Origin of the sequence: Bacillus cereus group sp. BfR-BA-01408 (genome assembly GCF_022663305.1) — a bacterium.
Classification (GTDB): domain Bacteria; phylum Bacillota; class Bacilli; order Bacillales; family Bacillaceae_G; genus Bacillus_A; species Bacillus_A pacificus.
Genome location: NZ_JAKUFF010000020.1, coordinates 27,379 through 46,146, shown reverse-complemented (window position 1 = coordinate 46,146; position 18,768 = coordinate 27,379). Strand labels below are relative to the sequence as shown.

Below are 18,768 nucleotides of genomic sequence, written 5' to 3'. Positions count from 1 at the left end.
ATGTACATTCTCGTTGTTAATTATCTATTCAAAAACATATCTAATTCTTTCGCTAATGACTGTACTGCTTTCTTTCTCAATACATATTTCCCGTCATGTATATCTACTAACTTCGCTGCACGTAACAATTTCAAATGATGGTGTACAGTCGATTTACCAAGTTGCAGTCTTTCTGTAATTTCCTGCAATGTTCGTTCTTTTTCGAACAACATTTTTACAATACGTAACCTCGCTTCATCTCCAAGAGCTTTATGTTTTTGAACTAAAAAATAATTCGGTTCATATGGATCTTCAGGATGAATACTTTCGTTTGCAACTGGATAATGGAATACTTTCGTATCTTCAATATCGGCCTCAATATTCCACGGTCTGTACGTCATTTGCGGAATAAGAAGTACGTGATGAACACTTGGCTCTGGCATATAGTTCACGCCACCAGTGGCCCACTCGACGAACTCTTCTGGTTTCATCTTTTTATTCATTTCAACCTTTGTTTCATAGTCTCGTTTTAATATAGAAAGTATTTCTTCTTCCTCTTTCTGAATAACACTCTCATACCAACCTGTCATTACAGCGATTAAATGAGGTTTCAGCACTTGTACATCAACATTACATATAAAACGAATATATGTAGAGAAAAACTGATGATCTTGTGTCAGCTCCTCTAATTCATATATTGCAGTTACATCTCCACTTGCTGCTAAATGTCTTTTCTCTTCATACTTCTCCCCTAAAAACGGTAAACATATATATTTCAAATCTACTTCTGAAAGCGAATCGATTTTACCATGAAACTGTGCTAAGTCCTGAAAATCCCCTTCATACAACAACTGAAGCAATGCTTTCCACGTATTATGTTCTTCAACAAATTGTAAGTGCTCTCTCACTTCTTCTGTTAATGATTTCTTAATTTCTTCCCATTCATTTTGACTCTTTTCAAGAGTATCAATTAACCTCTTATGAGTAATTGCTGCAATGCCAAGTGCACATTCGAAAAGTATCGAATATTTCACTTGAACATGATAAGTTTCCCTCTTTCTACTCGTTATGTGATAGACCTCCATTTTTATCCCCTCCTTGTTTGCTATATATTAAATTCTATTTTTATCGAATTTTACCTTCAACATTTTTAGAATAAATAAAATATAATTTGAAATACATTCATTCTAAATTAAAAAGAATAGGAGCTTTTTTATATACAAATAATAATCTTCAAGGAGTTGTTGAGATGCATTTCTTATTGAATATGTTAGGAGTTTTCATTGTCATATTAATCGTTTTCTTATGTTCGCCTAATAAAAAACATATAAAATGGAGACCGATTGTAATTCTCATCATATTGGAGCTTTTTATTACGTGGTTTATGTTAGGCACAAAGCTAGGCAGTATTATTATTAATCAAATAGCGTCATTTTTTAGTTGGCTACTGGCATGTGCAAATGAAGGAATTCGATTTGCATTTCCTTCATCTATGGACAGTCCACACATTGATTTCTTCTTTAGTGCATTACTTCCTATCATCTTTGTTATTACTTTTTTCGATATTCTATCTTATTTCGGAATCTTAACTTGGATTATTGATAAAGTAGGTGCAGTTATTTCAAAGATTTCTCGTTTACCAAAGTTAGAAAGTTTCTTTTCGATTCAAATGATGTTTTTAGGAAACACCGAAGCACTTGCGGTTGTTCGTGATCAATTATCTGTTTTAAAAGAAAATCGATTATTAACTTTTGGGATTATGAGTATGAGTAGCGTTAGCGGATCCATTCTTGGCGCTTATTTATCAATGGTTCCAGCAACTTATATTTTCAGTGCAATCCCATTGAACTGTATTAACGCCTTAATTTTAGCCAATGTATTAAATCCTGTGGAAGTTTCGAAAGAAGAAGACGTTGTTTACACACCTTCCAAACATGAAAAAAAGGATTTCTTTTCTACTATTTCCAACAGTATGTTAGTCGGGATGAATATGGTTATCGTTATTTTAGCTATGGTAATTGGTTATGTAGCTTTAACAGCATGTTTAAATGGGATTTTAGGATTTTTTGTAACAGGTTTAACAATTCAAAAAATCTTCTCCATTATCTTTAGTCCTTTCGCTTTTTTACTCGGTTTATCGGGCAGCGATGCTATGTATGTAGCTGAATTAATGGGGATTAAAATAACGACGAATGAATTTGTTGCAATGATGGATTTAAAATCAAACTTAAAGTCGTTACAACCGCATACGGTTGCGGTTGCAACGACATTTCTAGCTTCTTTTGCTAACTTTAGTACAGTAGGTATGATTTACGGAACTTACAATTCATTATTTGGCGGAGAAAAATCATCAGTCATCGGTAAAAATGTTTGGAAGCTTCTTGTGAGCGGAATGGCTGTTTCCTTATTAAGCGCTATGCTCGTTGGGCTTTTTGTATGGTAAATAATTTTAAAAATAAAAGACACCCAAACGAAAATTGAGTGTCTTTTATTTTTATTTTCGAATTTGTCCATTACCACGAATTATATATTTTGTGGAAGTTAATGCTGGAAGCCCCATTGGTCCTCTTACGTGTAGCTTTTGTGTACTGATCCCAATTTCTGCTCCAAATCCGAATTCAGATCCATCAGTAAAACGAGTTGATGCATTATGATACAGTGCAGCCGCATCAACAGCAGTGAAAAATTTGCTGGCATTTTCCTCGTCCTCTGTAATAATCGCTTCAGAATGCATAGACCCATACGTATTTATGTGATGAATCGCTTCTTCAATAGAAGAAACTACTTTAACCGCCAGCGTGAGAGATAAAAATTCTGTTCCCCAATCTTCTTCTGAAGCAAGTACAATTGAAGAATCCAATGCCAATGCTCTCTGATCACCACGTAGCTCCACGCCTCTTTCCTTCAAAGAAGAGAACAGCTCGCTACCATATTGCTGTGCCCACTTCTCATGAAGTACAATCGTTTCAATCGCATTACATACAGATGGTCGCTGCGTTTTTGCATTTATAATAATATCAATTGCCATTTGCGTATTCGCTGTTTCATCAATGAAAATATGACAATTTCCCGCACCAGTTTCAAGTACTGGAACAGATGCTTCTCTCACAACAGTATCGATTAATTGTTTACCACCTCTTGGAATAAGAACGTCTAGATAATCATTCATTGTAAACAACTGCTTTGCGCTATCTCGCGTTGTATCTTCTATAAGCTGTACACTTTCTTTTGGTAAGCTTGTTTGTTTGAGCGCTCTGTGAATAACGGCAACAAGTGCTTTATTAGAATGAATAGCAGAAGAACTACCACGTAATATGACTGCGTTTCCTGTTTTCAAACAAATTGTAGCAGCATCCACTGTTACATTCGGTCTTGCCTCATAAATCATGCCAACAACACCAAGTGGTACACGCATCTCCTGAATAGATAATCCATTTGGCCGTTCCCATTCCCTTACACATTCTCCTACAGGATCACGTAATTCAATTAGCTGCTTAATCCCCTCTGTCATATCAATAATACGATTTTCAGTTAGCATAAGACGATCAAGAAGTGAATCAGAAAATCCTTTTGCCTTACCTGCTTCTATATCCCGTTTGTTTTCCTCTAAAATATAAGCTGTTTCATGTATTAATTGATTTGCAACTGCAACAAGTGCTTCGTTTTTTTCATTTGTAGATTTTAGTACAAGTTCCCTAGCAACCTCTTTTGCTCGTTTCCCCTTTGCCAACACTTCATTCATTTTTATTTCCTCCTTTTTAAGATTATCTTAAAGTGAAACCCAATGATCCCTATGGATGACTTCATAATTATGCCTTTCGCCTCTTGCTTGAATATGTTGGCTTTGCATACCTTTTATCTCTCTTAATTCCTCTGCGCTATATGTGCATTGTCCTTTTCCAATTACGCGCCCTTGTTGCGTCATGACTTCTACAACATCGCCAACTTTGAAAAATCCTGACACATTTGTAACACCAGCAGGAAGAAGACTTTTACCATGCTGAATGATAGCTGTAGTTGCTCCGGCGTCTATTTCAATTTGACCGCTAACAACCGAATGCAAGGCAATCCATTGCTTGTTCATCTTTATTTCTTTTTGAGGGGCATTTCCGACATACGTTCCGTCACCTTTCCCCTTTAAAACATCAACAAATTTCTCTTGTCCACGTCCTGTACCGATAAATACACTTACCCCAAGAGATAGCGCCGTCTTTGCAGCATCAATTTTTGATTTCATACCGCCAGTCCCAAGTTTTGAGCCAGCATCTCCAGCAAGAGAAGCAATTTCTTCTGTAACTTCAGGAAGGAAATAATATTTTTTCGCATCCTCATTTTTTTGAGGATTTTTATCATATAAACCGTTCACATCTGTAAAAATCATAAGCATATCTGCCGAAACAAGTCCGCTTACTAAAGCTGACAGCATATCATTATCACCGAACGTTAACTCCTCTAAAGAGATGGAATCATTTTCATTAATAATTGGAAGAGCAGAACGGTTTAGTAACTCTCCTAACGTAGCGTATGCGTTACTATATTGTTCTTTTCTAGAAAAATCACTTCTCGTCAGCAAAAGTTGCGCAGTAACAATACCATATTTACGGAATTCCTCCGTGTACGCCTGCATTAATAAACTTTGTCCGACAGCTGCTGCAGCCTGTTTCCCTTTAATTGTTACAGGTCTGCTAGGATATCCTAGAGCAGAAAAACCTGCAGCAACGGCCCCAGATGTAATTAATAAAACTTCATGCCCTTCCTCTTTCAATCGAGCCAATGCGGCAACATGATCTGAAAGTTGTTCTTTAGAAATGCCTCCATGACTATCCGCCAAAGAACTACTCCCAATCTTTACAACTATTCGCTGTTTCTTCACTTTTTTATCCCCCAAGTCTAAAATCAAAGTTTTTTATACATTACACTTCTATTCATACAGCTTGCAACGATTTCTATTCTAATGAGTGCTGCATCTAGCCTATTTAAGAGCAAAATAAAAATGACCGCTTCGCCCTTCATAAAATAAAAAGGACGAAACGGTCATTGTTCCGCGGTACCACCTTAATTGATATACATAGATATCCACTTGGCGCCTATAACGCAGGCGAACGCCTAAACTTTCATTTAAGACTCAGGGATAGGTTCGATATATTCTATACGAGGAATCTTTCAGCCGGTGAATTCCACTCTCTTTCGCAAGAAGACATATGTACTATTTCCCTTCAACGATTTACTGTTTAATTTTTTTATATTATGCGATATAGTTCGATTTCGTGTCAAGAGGTATTTTTAAAAATACATAGAGCTGCCAGTTACTTGTATGAAATTATTTCCCTACTGAATGAAAATACAAATCGATATAAGTTCAACTCATATTTATAAACATAAATCTTATATTATAGTGTATATATTTACAGAATGTTGAATATAATCGATTTTTATCTTTTCGTATTGCAAAAAGGAATATATTCTCTTAGAATGTTTCTTTATATTGCACAGAGATGTTATTGTTATATTAAGATAATACTTTCGAAATGATATAATTTATTAAAAAGGAGCCAGATTGAATTATTATGGATAAACAAATTGGATTCATCGGATGCGGAAATATGGGGATGGCTATAATTGGCGGGATGCTAAACAAAAAGATAGTGTCTTCAAATAAAATCATGTGTTCAGATTTAAACACGACGAATTTAGAAAATGCTAGTGAAAAGTACGGAATAACTATAACTACTGACAACAATGAAGTCGCTAAAAATGCTGATATTTTAATTTTATCAATTAAACCAGACTTATACCCATTAGTAATTAACGAAATTAAAGAAGTAATAAAAAACGATGCTATCATCGTTACGATCGCTGCTGGTAAAAGTATTGAAAGTACTGAAAATGCCTTTAATAAAAAATTAAAAGTTGTACGAGTAATGCCTAATACTCCTGCTCTTGTTGGAGAAGGAATGTCTGCATTATGCCCAAATGAAATGGTGACAGAAAAGGATTTAGAAGATGTGCTAAACATTTTCAATAGTTTTGGTCAATCAGAGATCGTAAGTGAAAAGTTAATGGATGTTGTAACATCTGTAAGTGGCTCTTCACCAGCATACGTATATATGATTATAGAAGCGATGGCAGATGCTGCTGTACTAGATGGCATGCCAAGAAATCAAGCATATAAATTCGCTGCTCAAGCAGTATTAGGCTCTGCAAAAATGGTACTAGAAACAGGAATACATCCAGGTGAATTGAAAGATATGGTTTGTTCTCCTGGCGGAACAACGATAGAAGCTGTAGCAACTTTAGAGGAAAAAGGCTTACGAACAGCCATCATTTCAGCTATGCAACGTTGTACACAAAAGTCTGTTGAACTATCTGGTCAAACGAAAAAGTAAAACTATAACTTCACATGAATGTAATTAGAAATGCACTACATGATAAACAGCCAAACTCGAATATACTTGAGTTTGGCCGTTTTAGTTTTTAATTATATTAAAATAACTTCACTTATCCCTTCCCTACTACGCTTGTGTAATTTTATTAGAAACTAATAATTTTTCAATGCATTTCGGCAACATATCTAATAGCGTTTCAAATGCGTAATTTACATCTAGACGTTCAGTCCATTGATGGGCATCTTTTCCTACCGGTCCCATATTTAAAACTGGAACGTCAAATTCTTCTAGTTCCTGAAGTGGAATTGAGTAACCTTTATCCCATAGTGGCATATTGTCTACAAGTGAACTCATTGAATGTAATGGATTTTGTAAGCCCACATAGCTCAAATCTGAAATTCCTCCAAAATAGTTTTGGTTTTCAAATGTAATGTTATGATTGAGGTTTGCATACTTTTCCATTTCTGTAACTACTTCTTTAATTAACGGATTGTTGCGTGAACTTACGGCTGGATAATATGGCGGAGCAAAGAAAAGTACAATCATCGGCGCCTTTTCTTTACATAAAATAGCTAGTTTATCTACTAAATCAATGGTTACCGCACGATCATCTTTCTCTTCTCTATTTTTTATAATGCTAGATTGAATTTCATTTATTTTCTCTTGCCCATGTTGTTCAATTGCATATGCGATAAGCTCTTCATACGTTAATACATTCACCTTCATATTAGGCGGTATAAACGGATTATATTTAGAAAAACGATATGCTTGCTTTTCATATTTCTCTTCTATTTTCTCTGCTACTTTCGTTACTTTTTGACGTAGCAATGAAACGACATCCGTCATTGACTTTTCTAATAAAAACAAATTAAATAATGTGACTGCACGATGCGGAATTTGTACAGAGTAATCCTCCTTTAAGTCCCTTTGAAGTAAATTAGTTGGCGGAGGACTCGCTTCCCCTTCTACAATATCACAAAGGTCTGTATTTAACTCTAATTCTGCTGTTATTAATGAAGCCATATAACTCCCATTTAAGCCTGCAAAAGGTTCACCTACATGTGTTTCTTTACCATAGCAAAGAAAACCAGGTAACACCTTACCAATAGAACCAGTATAAATATATTTCTTTTGATCACCAGGATGTCTTGCAAACATAGGCTCTGAATTTAGTACCGTTTTATACTCTAAATCATGTTCTCTTGCTAATTCTAGTAATCTTGGAATAGCAGCTCTCATCCCTACCGAGTTTACTTCTTCATCTGGTACAGCCAATAAAAGAACATTCCCATCAAATCTTCCTTCGCAAGCTTGCTCAATCATTGCCATTTGTAAAGCTAGACCGCATTTCATGTCCATTGTTCCTCTACCAAACAACCATTCTCCTTGTTCTATATCTTCACGTACATGGTCTGGAAGCTCATCTTTATGAGCATAAAACATAGACGTTAACTTTTTAGGATTGAATGCATCTTCTTTCCACACTCCGTAATCTTGTACATCTACAACATCAAAGTGACTTACTAGAATTACGGTATTTTTTGTACGATCGCTTTTCTTTACTAGTGCTGTAACAAAATATCGTCCGTCCCCTGTCGGATTTTTTTGCAAATGGTGCGGATTTTCTTTGAAATACTGTAAATCAGATAATTGTTCCACAACGAAGTCTGGCAATATCACTTCAGCTTCTGTCCCTGTAATACTAGGAATTTCAACAAGACTGCTTAATAATTGAATCAATTGTTCTTTTGATTGCCACTTTGACATATATATCCCCCTATTTTTCCGCATTATGAAAATCAATTCCAGTATATGAATAAAAAATGACGACAGTTATCAAAATTATAGTTCTGATGTACTGCCGATTTTTATTGATATTTCATGAGCTGCTTGTTTCACCTTACTAATAAGAAAAGAAAGTCGATCATCATTAATGCGATGACTAATTAACCCAACACTTAATGCTCCTACTACTTTATGATTAAATCCGATAATAGGTGCAGCTACTGAAGCTGTCCCTTCTGTTTTTTCTCCATAACTGACAGCATATCCTTCGTTTCTTATTTGGTTTATTTGCTCAAGAAGAATTTGCTTTTGTTCTGGTAAAGCAGAAAGTAGCTGCTCAACAATATATTCCATTTCATTCTGTTTCATATTGGCTAGCATCGTTTTATTTGCGGCACCAATTGAAAGAGGAATTTGTTCCCCTAGATTATCAATAACTCGAATTTTTAATGGGCTATCCATTCTTTCAATGATAATAGAATGTGTTCCATTTGGAATGTTCAAATAAACACTTTCTTCCACCTCATAGGCCAATCGCTTCATTACTTCTCTTGCGACTGATCTGTAGTCTACCTTCTCCAATTGTCGTAATCCTATTTCCATCCACATCGGTCCAATTTTGTACTGTTTCGTTTCTGAAATTTGCATAACTAGCCCATGCTCGATTAGAGAATTAAGTAATCTATGTACTGTACTAACTGGGAGATGTGTTCTGTCCGCTATATCAGAAATGGCCCAATACTCTTTTTCATTAGTAGAATTTAATAACTTTATAATACTTATCGCTCGATCAATGGACTGTACCATAACTCACCTCTACTTCACTTGTAATATATTAGTACGCTCAATTACCTATCAATTTAACAAAAATCCGAAATGAAATCAATCTATTTATTCAATTTTCTAAAAATAAAAATATACTGCGAACAATAATTTGAAAGCGTAAACAAAAAAATATTGACTTTTCTTTTTAATTATCTGAAAATTATAACAAGATTTCACATCACGGAATATATTCCACAATACGGAAAAACATCAAACTTTATTCTATCAACTACGAAAGTGAGGAAAACAATGGCGCAAGTAAATAATACAAACAATGAATTAAAACGTACGATGAAAAGTAGACACTTATTCATGATTGCACTCGGTGGTGTGATTGGAACGGGGTTATTTAACGGATCTGGCTTTATTATAAGTCAAGCTGGACCTGGTGGATCCGTACTTGCCTTTATGGCCGGTGGATTATTAATGTATTTCGTTATGCTATGTCTTGGTGAGCTCGCTGTAGCCATGCCTGTTTCAGGCTCTTTCCAGGAATATGCCACTAAGTTTATTAATCCTGCAACTGGCTTTACAATCGGATGGTTGTATTGGTTAAGCTGGGCAAATACAACCGGCCTTGAATTTACAACTGCCGGCATTACAATGCAGCGCTGGTTTCCTGATATTCCTGTTTGGGTTTGGTGTTTAATATTTGGCGTTACAATCTTCACAATTAACGCATTATCTGCTCGTAGTTATGCAGAAACAGAATTTTGGTTTTCAAGTATAAAAGTATCTGCCATTATCGCTTTTATTATTCTTGGCGGCGCCGCTATGTTCGGTTTTATCGATTTAAAAGGCGACGAACCAGCACCGCTATTATCAAATTTCGTGAATCATGGTGGTTTATTTCCAAATGGACTTGCAGCTATCCTATTAACAATGGTTACAGTCAATTATTCCTTCCAAGGTACAGAACTTGTCGGAATCGCAGCAGGTGAAAGTGAAGATCCAGCAAAAACTTTACCTCGTTCTATTAGAAATATTATATGGCGCACGATGTTTTTCTTCGTCTTAGCAATCTTTGTTCTCGTTGCTTTAATTCCTTGGGAAGAAGCAGGATTAACAAAAAGTCCGTTCGTTGCTGTATTTGATAATATCGGTATTCCATATGCCGCTGATATTATGAACTTTGTTATTCTTACTGCTGTTCTTTCGGTCGCCAATTCAGGATTGTACGCAGCAACTCGCATGCTTTGGTCATTATCCAAAAATGAAATGGCTCCAGCCTTTTTAAAGAAATTATCATCACGAGGAATACCTTTGAATGCTTTAATTATGACAATTGCTATTTCTGCTTTTTCTCTTTTAACAAGCGTTGTAGCTGCTGAAACGGTTTACTTATGGCTCATTTCCATTTCTGGCGTCATAACAATCATTGTTTGGATGTCAATTTGTGTCTCTCAATTCTTTTTCCGTAAACATTATTTAGCAGACTGCGGAAAATTAGAGGACTTAAAGTTCAAAACTCCACTTTATCCACTTGTACCAATACTTGGTTTTGGATTGTACGGCATTATATTAATCAGTCTAATCTTTATCCCAGAACAACGACTTGGAATCTATTGCACTGTACCATTTATTATCTTTTGCTACACTTATTATCACTTAAAAGTTAAGAAAAGAATTTCTACTAACACTAATAGTGAGACTAAAATTAGCGAGACGATGTAATACCCTGCTTATATAAAAGACCGCACATGGCTTTCACTTCATGTGCGGTCTTTTATCATTTTAATTCGCTTTAAAATTATATAATGGCTTAATAATATGCTTTATATCTATTGTCTCTTTCGTATTTTCGATAATTTCACCCATTGGCTTATATACCATTGGTGCCTCATCAATTGTGCTTTCTACTACTGATGTAGTCCACACCTCTGTCATCGTATTTTGAAATTCCTCTAGACTCAATGATTCTTTAGCCTTCTTACGACTCATAATACGTCCTGCCCCGTGCGGACCAGAAAAGTTCCAGTCTGGATTACCTTTACCAAATGCAATAATTGAACCATCTCTCATGTTAATTGGAATAATGACTCGTTCATCTTTCTGAGCTGAAATAGCACCTTTTCGTAGAATCATATTTTCTATGTCTATATAGTTATGTATTGTAGTAAATTGATCGGTTACTTGCCAGTCCATTTTAGTGACAATTTCATCAATCATTGCTTTACGATTTAACGCAGCATACTTTTGAGCAATATTCATGTCATTCATATAATCTTTGAATCCCTGTCCTTCTAAATAAGCTAATTCTTTTCGAATATTAGGCTTCTTTATTCCACGTAAAGTTTCTTGTATTTCTTTTTCTCTCCCCTCTTTCATTAATCTCTTAATAATCTCATCTTTCATTGATGTAACATAAATGAGTTGTTCATATGCGAAGTTCTGATAATACTCTGCTATTTGCTTTCCTAAATTACGAGAACCACTATGAATGACAATATATACATTCCCTTTTTCGTCTTCATTTAGTTCGATGAAATGATTCCCTCCTCCAAGAGTACCTATACTTTTTTGAGCGCGTTGTAATGTAAATGGTGCTCTCACACCATCAAAATCAATCATTTTTGAGAATCGATGTTCTTTATCTCGGATACGAAAACCACTTGGAACAAATTTCCGAATTGTTTCGTCTAAATAATCGAAATTAATTTCTTCTTTTTTCTTATCAATTACAACCACTTCCATCCCACACCCAATGTCTACCCCTACAAGATTAGGAACAATTTTATCTTGTATTGTCATTGTTGTTCCAATCGTACACCCTGCTCCCGCATGTGTATCTGGCATAATACGAATTTGACTATCCTTTACAAATTCTTGATTACAAAGATCAATAATCTGCCCAGTCGCAGTTTCATCAACGTTATTTGTAAATACTTTCGCTTCATTGTATTTTCCTTGTAATTTCAACATCTTTCCTATCCCCTTCCTTTTGAAAGAATTATTTTATTACGTTGTTTCTGTTCTTATCATTACTCTCCTCTACCTTCTGCTTTCCATTATATATGTATGATATCCTTCACAATAATAAAAAATAATGACGTTTTATCTTATTTACATAATATTATTATCGTATCATTTAATTTATACCTACATATGATTCCACGTCCTCAATATCCGTTATATATAACAAAAACTCCCCTTAAATCGAAAATGATTAAGGGGAGTTTTATAGCCGATGAAATTATAATTCCGATTTCACCCGAACAGAAACATTATTTTTAATTATATTTTTTACATCTTTAAAGCTAACAAAATTGTTACTTTTCTCATCCCAAAGACGGAAACGTAGTGATTGTAAGCTTGTAGCAAGTGTAATTGTTGGTACATTTTTTAACGGAAGCGTATTATTGTGTGCCTCTTCTAGCTTATAGTTAGGTACTCTTGGGCTTAAATGGTGAACATGATGGAATCCAATATTACCAGTTAAGAATTGCAAGATTTTTGGAAGTTTATAAAATGAACTTCCTTCTACTGCTGCTTTTACATATTCCCAATCTTTATCCTCTTCAAAATAAGAATCCTCAAAAGTGTGCTGTACGTAAAACAGCCAAATCCCTACTGAACCTGCTATTAAGAATATCGTACCGTGTACTAACAGAAACGATTGCCACCCTATTGCCCAGCAAAGTATTGCTACTACAGCAACGATAATAATATTCGTCAAATACGTATTCATACGTTCTTTCTGTCTTGCACCTTTTCGGTTAAATCTATTTTTAAGCAAGAAAACATAAATCGGACCTAATCCAAACATAACGAATGGATTGCGATATAAACGATATGCTAAACGAAGTCTAAATGGTGCAGCTACATATTCATCGACTGTAAGCGTCCAAATATCTCCTGTACCTCGCTTATCTAAATTACCACTTGTAGCGTGATGAATCGCATGCTCATGCCCCCATTGATCAAATGGGAATAACGTTAACACACCCATACATGTACCTACTATTCTATTTGCACGTCGACTTTTAAAGAATGAATAATGGGTACAATCATGAAAAATTATGAAAATTCGCGTCATAAAACCAGCAGCTAACAAAGATGGAACTAATGCTAACAGATAAGAAACAGACAAACTTTTATAAGCGAGATACCATAAAACAACAAATGGCACGACTGTGTTAATAAGTTGCCACACACTTTTTTTAATTGTTGATTTTTCATACGGAGCAACTTGTTTTTTTAAATTTTTAGTATTTTCTAATGTCATTTTACTAATTCCTTTCCTTTTTGTTGCTAATTCATATTATAGCATACTATTAGTATCAGGTGTTAAAAGTAGATGTAATAAATATTATATACTATAAAAATCTCTTTTTTCTTACTCAATACTTACAAATTACTTACTCCCCAAATCGCGCTATAATTGGACAAATGGAGCGTTTTATTTATAAAATGAACTTCTACAAACTTTTTCACAAGCAGAAAAGAGCTGCCATAAGTCAGTTTCACCGGCTTATGGCAGCTCCTCTTCATTTCCTTTTATTTTATCGATGGATCCAAACTGCACCTGCAGACTTGTCTTCAGCTTGACCTACTACTTCAAACTTCAATCCTAGTTTAGGTAACTTACGTCCCGCATCTGGAATAACGCTGTTGATGTATTGCTTAGAATCATCAAATTTTGCAACTCCTGGTAATCCTTTATAGTCAAAGATACCGCGAGTTGGTGAATTTACTTTCCATGCTGGCGTTTGATCAAATGAGAATGCCGCATCGGCAATTTGATAACGTGTACTGCTCTTCACGGTAGGTTGTCCGTTTAATGTTCCTACGATTGCCTCTGGATGAGAATCTACTACTCCAAGGAACCCTTCACCTGGATGAACGCCTACCCAGTTATCTGTAAAGCTTTGATCCGCATACCATACAACCATTCCTGTATTAAATACTGGACCACGTGCATATTGTAATGCAGTATCAGACCCAGCGTAATTACGCCACTCAATATAGTAGTTATGTTTTTTCTGTTCAAATCCGTTAGACACAGTAAATCCTTTTAATGTCATTGCTGGCTGGCCTTCTGCGTCATCAGAGAAAACAACTTTTCCATCTACAGTTAACGCTGCATTGTCTAACGCAAATCCTTTATATGCTACTGCAATATCTGTTACATACTCAAATTGCAGTTTTACTTTCTTTCCTTTGAATTGATTTAAATCATATGATTTATCAACCCACTTACCATCCGTTGTATCTATACCACCTTTTACATCTTTTTCACCCATTCGATCAATGCGTGTCTTCGTTCCATCTTCTGCAATCGCATATACGTCAAGGAAATCATACTTCGCTTCCAGTTCATAAAATGCCTTATAATCAAACTTAGCATCCGTTGCAGTCGTTAAGTCAAATACTGGTGTCTCAAGTGTTGTATGAATGTCATTTCCTTTCGTGCTGTAATAAAACTTCTTACCAAATGCTGACTCAATATTTTTTATATCTTTGTCTGGCAAGTTAACACGAATGATTCCTGGTCGTTTTGATTTTGTCACACTTTGATCTAAATATGTTGCAGTACCGATTCCCGTACGAAGTTTATCATAATCTACCTCAACAATATTCGCCCAGTTCCCCTTCATATTTTTTTGGAAAAACTCTTTATTTTGCGGTGAGAAACTTGTTGGCTCTGTACCTGCAATTTTTCCGGCCCAGCTACCGCCGCTCATTATAGACCATGATTCAACTGGTTCACCTTGTCCTGAATACTTTGTATCATATTCATCTGGTAAGCCTAAATCATGACCATACTCATGTGCAAACACACCAACCGCTCCGTCTTCAGGCTCGATTGTATAATCGTATGCAGCCATCTTTCCGCCCCAGTTCGAAACAGAAGATTTTGTACCATCAATCGCATATGGCTTCGACCCTAGTTTTGAACGATGAGACCAAATTGCATCATCTTTCAATTTACCACCGCCAGCTTCTTGACCCACGCCTGCATGTACTACCATTAAATGATCAATAATTCCATCTGGCTCATTTTTATTTCCATCACCATCTTGATCGTATTGATCAAATTGGTCATAATCTGCTAAATTGATACCTTTTGCTACCGCTGCTTTTAATGCTTCTTTCACAAGATCTTTTGGTCCTAAAGGTCCCTTGTTATCATGGCCAGTTCCCGCATCAGCACCGTAATCTGACGCTTTTCCTGGAACAGTAAGCCATTCCGTTACAGTTCCATCAACTGTGTAGCTTCCGCCAGATTGTTCTTCATAATATTGTTTAAATGTATTAATCTTCGATCCATCAAATAACGTAAATGGCTCATCACCAAATAGCATTTTTTGATAATGTTCACGATTAAAGTCCTTAGAATACATATAACCCGGTTCTTGATCAATATTATTATGCTTAAAATCGCTAAATTCTACGAGTAATACAAGTACTTTATCTTTTCGAACAGCCCCATTGTACTCAGCTTGCTTCGCTGGTGTAGTCGGTACTTTTCCATTTAATTTTCCTGGGTTCAATCCTAGACCTTGCCCAGCTACTGATCCTACTTCGGGTTGCTGCGCCTGTTCATTTTCCTTCATTTTTGCATCTTTTACTTTTTTCATAAAATCTGAAGCTTCTTGCGTAAGATTATCTCCTGTCAAGATTTCTTTTCCAGGGTTTTCCCCTTTCTTTTTCTCAACATATTTTTCGACAGCCTTTGATGTCTCAGCTTGTGATGCAGATTGATCGATTACTCCCCGTTGCTTCAGCGCTTCTGCCAAGCGTTCCTCTGGTATTAAATGTTCATCAATTGGTAGAGATGGTGGCGTATCAGCATACGCTGCATGACTTCCAAAAGCAAACGTACTACTTAGCACTGCTGCTGTTGTTAATACCGCTAAAGGTTTTAATTTCTTTTTCTTTTTCAATGTATTTCCTCCCCAGTGTCTGCAAATTATCGATTTTTGCCGATAGCAATATAATATTCGTTATAATACGAATATTCAATCTTTTTAAAGTGCTAAAATGTTGAGAAATATTTTTTCTAGGATGAAAAACATAAATAGGTGAATTTACAGGAAGTTCACTCTAGAATTTGTGGTTCTCTTTCCTCTTTTTTCAAGTGAAATCTCATCTACACAAAAATGCCAATTCCTAAGTAGTAGCTAAGGAATTGGCGTTTTTTTAACGAGAATGCTTTATGAATAAACGACTTGCTTCTTCTGGTACATAGAATTTACCATTGCTTTCTACAACAACACTTCCTAATTCATAATCTTTATTCTTAATACGAATTATATTTTTGTTAACAAATAATTGAGCTGTTACATTATTACGTTTTACTATGAGCACAGGATTTACTGCATCAGTATTATCTACTGTTACAGTTGCACCATTCTGCTTAAAGGCTAATTCACTCTCTACAAATAATTTGTTTGTTACTTCTTCTAAATTAAAGCCCATCGCTTTCGCCATTGTCTTTGCAACGTCCGTGTTTTGAATCAAGCCAACTGGCTTTTGAGGACCGTATGAATATAAAAATACATCCTCACCAGTATGCCCTCCTGTTGTGAAGCCTATGTTCGCACGGTTAGCCAATAATGTAGTGAAAATTGGACCTACATCTATTTTCTTTTTAACCACTTTTAACCTTTCTTTTTCATCATAAGTTAAATTGTCCAACCCGTATAATTTAGCTACCTCTTCTACATTGGATATATCAGATTTCAAATTATTGATAGTCCCTTCAAGTGTCATTTTCGCTTTTTTCAACGGATCAATATATGTAGAGACCGGCGTAGTATTATAACCTTTTGTCGTATTCATATTGCCAATAGAAATACCGCTGTTACCATGGTCCGCTACGGCTATTAGCATCGTATTACCATCTTTTTTTGCAAATCTTAATGCTTCTGCAACTGCATTATCAAATGCCAATACATCACTAATCATCCCAATTGGATCATTCACATGTGCAGCCCAATCTGGCTTACTTCCTTCCACAAATAAAAAGAACCCATCTTTATCTTTTGATAACGTTTGAATTGCTTTTTCCGTCATTTGCGAAAGCGTTGGTTGCTCCAGATTTGTTGCTTCACGATCCATATCAAACGCTAAGGCATTATGTGAGAAAGAGCCCCAAATTTTATTAGATTTAGAGTTCAATAATTCATTTTTCGTTTCAACAAAGTCGTATTCTTTGTTTTGAATCACCTTTACTAAATCTTCACCATCTTTTCTTTTTATAGGTAGCAGTGCCGCTTTTCCCCCGCCTAATACGACATCTATATTTTGATACACTTGTTGCTCCGCAATTACGTCAAAATGCTTGCGGTTTACATGGTGAGCAGAGAATCCAGCAGGAGTAGCATGCTGAATTTCAGCTGTAGCAACAATTCCAGTTGCGCGCCCAGTACGTTTCGCACCTTCTAAAACATTGGCAACTGGACGTAACTTGTCCTCTTCTTTTATTGATTTTAAGCCAGGTGAACTCACAATAGTAGGTAATACCCCTACATATCCAGAATTCGATTTATTCCCCGTCGCTAAAGCTGTAGCTGCTGGAGCTGAGTCTGTTATAGCTGATTCCGCCGAATATGTACGAACTCCTCCTGTTACAATTTCATCTAATGCAAGTGGTTTCCCTTTATACAAGCGAGCTAATGTAGTTGCTGAAGAACTCGTTCCGTCCATAACCATTATGATTACATTTTTCGGTTGACGTTCTACTTTTTTCACTTTCGCTTCCACCGTATGATCATCCATCATACTTTCAGTACATAACATACTTAGTGTGATCGTTCCTACTAACAGTAACTTCTTCATCTTTAAACCCAATACAAACATGATTGCGCCTCCATTAGTTTCACATTCATTTACATACAAAATTCTGACTGCCTACATATGTTTTATTAGTTCCCAATTTTTCTAAAGCTAACAATAGTAACTTTCTTATTCATTACATGTCGGTATAGTTCATCTATCTTATAAAGAAGATTTTTTATTATTAACTTGTTAAACAATAAATCCCCAATTGAATTAAATAAAAATTTATTGTTTAACAATAAATTCCGTGGTAAATTAATAAGATATTAAATAAATGAGGTGCTTTTTATGAAACAAGGATCAACACTCTTCCTAAAGACAGCTGTGATTCTAATGGGTATCCCTGTTCTTGCTATGTGCATTTTTTTAGTTCCTAAAATAGGAAACTTCGCTGCTGAACTATATCCTGATATTGCATATATTAAATATCTTGTATTTATCAACTTATACGCAACAGCAATACCTTATTATTTTGCTTTGTACCAAACATTTAAGCTTTTAAACTATATTGATAAGAACAATGCATTCTCAGAACTATCTGTTAAAGCCTTAAAAAATATTAAGTACAGCGCACTAGCAATTAGTGTATTATATGTATTAGGTATGCCACTTTTCTATCTTGTGGCAGAGAGAGATGACGCCCCTGGCATTATTATTATTGGAATGATTATGATTTTTGCTTCAATGGTAATCGCGGTCTTTGCTGCCGTTCTCCAAAGACTATTAAAAGATGCGATAGATATAAAATCAGAAAATGATTTAACGGTCTGAGGTGAATAATATGGCAATTATTATTAATATTGATGTAATGTTAGCGAAAAGAAAAATGAGTGTAACAGAGCTTTCGGAGAAGGTTGGAATTACAATGGCTAACCTTTCTATTTTGAAAAACGGAAAAGCAAAAGCAGTTCGGTTTTCAACTTTAGAAGCCATTTGTAAAGCATTAGAATGCCAACCTGGGGATATTTTAGAATATCGACCTGAAGATATCGAATAAAAAGAGTCCTTC

Annotated in this window: 14 protein-coding genes and 1 other annotated feature; of the genes, 5 read left to right on the top strand and 9 right to left on the bottom strand. The window is 35.4% G+C overall.

Annotation, left to right across the window (positions count from 1 at the left end; all coding sequences use genetic code 11):
- Positions 1-20 precede the first annotated feature (20 nt).
- Entirely contained in the window at positions 21-1,064 is a 1,044-nt protein-coding gene (locus MR083_RS11485; RefSeq protein WP_242269329.1) for an ArsR/SmtB family transcription factor, read from the bottom strand.
- A gap of 164 nt (positions 1,065-1,228) precedes the next feature.
- Between MR083_RS11485 and MR083_RS11480 the strand changes: the two genes are divergently transcribed.
- Entirely contained in the window at positions 1,229-2,422 is a 1,194-nt protein-coding gene (locus MR083_RS11480; RefSeq protein WP_242269327.1) for a NupC/NupG family nucleoside CNT transporter, read from the top strand.
- 51 nt (positions 2,423-2,473) lie between these two features.
- Here MR083_RS11480 and MR083_RS11475 read toward each other — a convergent pair whose 3' ends face one another.
- Positions 2,474-3,721 carry a glutamate-5-semialdehyde dehydrogenase gene (locus tag MR083_RS11475; protein ID WP_242269324.1) on the bottom strand — a complete coding sequence of 416 codons (1,248 nt, stop codon included), beginning with the start codon at positions 3,719-3,721 and terminating at the stop codon, positions 2,474-2,476.
- A 27-nt stretch (positions 3,722-3,748) separates the two neighbouring features.
- Entirely contained in the window at positions 3,749-4,852 is a 1,104-nt protein-coding gene (proB, locus tag MR083_RS11470) for a glutamate 5-kinase (RefSeq protein WP_000744721.1), read from the bottom strand.
- A 145-nt stretch (positions 4,853-4,997) separates the two neighbouring features.
- Positions 4,998-5,208: a binding site (T-box leader), on the bottom strand.
- A gap of 338 nt (positions 5,209-5,546) precedes the next feature.
- Between proB and proC the strand changes: the two genes are divergently transcribed.
- Complete coding sequence (gene proC, locus MR083_RS11465) at positions 5,547-6,365, top strand: pyrroline-5-carboxylate reductase (RefSeq protein ID WP_000360707.1); 819 nt, start codon at positions 5,547-5,549, stop codon at positions 6,363-6,365.
- Positions 6,366-6,491: 126 nt separating this feature from the next.
- Here the strand turns inward: proC and MR083_RS11460 are convergent, their stop codons facing one another.
- Both MR083_RS11460 and MR083_RS11455 read right to left on the bottom strand, forming a co-directional pair.
- Positions 6,492-8,132, bottom strand: a complete 1,641-nt coding sequence (locus tag MR083_RS11460) for a M20/M25/M40 family metallo-hydrolase (protein ID WP_242269321.1) — start codon at positions 8,130-8,132, stop codon at positions 6,492-6,494.
- 75 nt (positions 8,133-8,207) lie between these two features.
- The gene (locus MR083_RS11455) at positions 8,208-8,957 is read right to left on the bottom strand and encodes an IclR family transcriptional regulator (protein ID WP_000250763.1); all 750 of its coding nucleotides are present in this window, start codon (positions 8,955-8,957) and stop codon (positions 8,208-8,210) included.
- A 267-nt stretch (positions 8,958-9,224) separates the two neighbouring features.
- Here MR083_RS11455 and MR083_RS11450 point away from each other — a divergent pair, with 267 nt between their 5' ends.
- A complete protein-coding gene (locus tag MR083_RS11450; protein WP_242269318.1) occupies positions 9,225-10,649 on the top strand; it encodes an amino acid permease in 1,425 nt (474 codons plus the stop codon).
- Positions 10,650-10,709: 60 nt separating this feature from the next.
- Here MR083_RS11450 and MR083_RS11445 read toward each other — a convergent pair whose 3' ends face one another.
- The 4 genes from MR083_RS11445 to MR083_RS11430 all read right to left on the bottom strand — a co-directional run bounded on the left by MR083_RS11445 (position 10,710) and on the right by MR083_RS11430 (position 17,780).
- Entirely contained in the window at positions 10,710-11,897 is a 1,188-nt protein-coding gene (locus MR083_RS11445; RefSeq protein WP_000916225.1) for an RtcB family protein, read from the bottom strand.
- 271 nt (positions 11,898-12,168) lie between these two features.
- On the bottom strand, positions 12,169-13,200 hold the full coding sequence (gene desA / locus MR083_RS11440) for a Delta(5) desaturase DesA (RefSeq protein ID WP_000171516.1): 1,032 nt from the start codon (positions 13,198-13,200) through the stop codon (positions 12,169-12,171).
- Positions 13,201-13,477: 277 nt separating this feature from the next.
- Positions 13,478-15,862, bottom strand: coding sequence for an immune inhibitor A domain-containing protein (locus MR083_RS11435; protein WP_242269316.1), 2,385 nt, complete (start codon positions 15,860-15,862; stop codon positions 13,478-13,480).
- Positions 15,863-16,118: 256 nt separating this feature from the next.
- The gene (locus MR083_RS11430; protein ID WP_242269314.1) at positions 16,119-17,780 is read right to left on the bottom strand and encodes an alkaline phosphatase; all 1,662 of its coding nucleotides are present in this window, start codon (positions 17,778-17,780) and stop codon (positions 16,119-16,121) included.
- 267 nt (positions 17,781-18,047) lie between these two features.
- Between MR083_RS11430 and MR083_RS11425 the strand changes: the two genes are divergently transcribed.
- Positions 18,048-18,530 (top strand): DUF2975 domain-containing protein, encoded by a 483-nt coding sequence (locus tag MR083_RS11425; protein ID WP_000809097.1) that lies wholly within the window; start codon positions 18,048-18,050, stop codon positions 18,528-18,530.
- Positions 18,531-18,540: 10 nt separating this feature from the next.
- Positions 18,541-18,756, top strand: a complete 216-nt coding sequence (locus MR083_RS11420; protein WP_000974624.1) for a helix-turn-helix domain-containing protein — start codon at positions 18,541-18,543, stop codon at positions 18,754-18,756.
- Positions 18,757-18,768 lie beyond the last annotated feature (12 nt).

Excerpts from the sequence above, each read along its gene's own strand:
- MR083_RS11485 (WP_242269329.1), bottom strand. The coding sequence starts at position 1,064 with ATGGAGGTCTATCACATAACGAGTAGAAAGAGGGAAACTTATCATGTT.
- MR083_RS11480 (WP_242269327.1), top strand. The coding sequence starts at position 1,229 with ATGCATTTCTTATTGAATATGTTAGGAGTTTTCATTGTCATATTAATC.
- MR083_RS11475 (WP_242269324.1), bottom strand. The coding sequence starts at position 3,721 with ATGAATGAAGTGTTGGCAAAGGGGAAACGAGCAAAAGAGGTTGCTAGG.
- proC (WP_000360707.1), top strand. The coding sequence starts at position 5,547 with ATGGATAAACAAATTGGATTCATCGGATGCGGAAATATGGGGATGGCT.
- MR083_RS11460 (WP_242269321.1), bottom strand. The coding sequence starts at position 8,132 with ATGTCAAAGTGGCAATCAAAAGAACAATTGATTCAATTATTAAGCAGT.
- MR083_RS11455 (WP_000250763.1), bottom strand. The coding sequence starts at position 8,957 with ATGGTACAGTCCATTGATCGAGCGATAAGTATTATAAAGTTATTAAAT.
- MR083_RS11450 (WP_242269318.1), top strand. The coding sequence starts at position 9,225 with ATGGCGCAAGTAAATAATACAAACAATGAATTAAAACGTACGATGAAA.
- MR083_RS11445 (WP_000916225.1), bottom strand. The coding sequence starts at position 11,897 with ATGTTGAAATTACAAGGAAAATACAATGAAGCGAAAGTATTTACAAAT.
- desA (WP_000171516.1), bottom strand. The coding sequence starts at position 13,200 with ATGACATTAGAAAATACTAAAAATTTAAAAAAACAAGTTGCTCCGTAT.
- MR083_RS11430 (WP_242269314.1), bottom strand. The coding sequence starts at position 17,780 with ATGTTTGTATTGGGTTTAAAGATGAAGAAGTTACTGTTAGTAGGAACG.
- MR083_RS11425 (WP_000809097.1), top strand. The coding sequence starts at position 18,048 with ATGAAACAAGGATCAACACTCTTCCTAAAGACAGCTGTGATTCTAATG.
- MR083_RS11420 (WP_000974624.1), top strand. The coding sequence starts at position 18,541 with ATGGCAATTATTATTAATATTGATGTAATGTTAGCGAAAAGAAAAATG.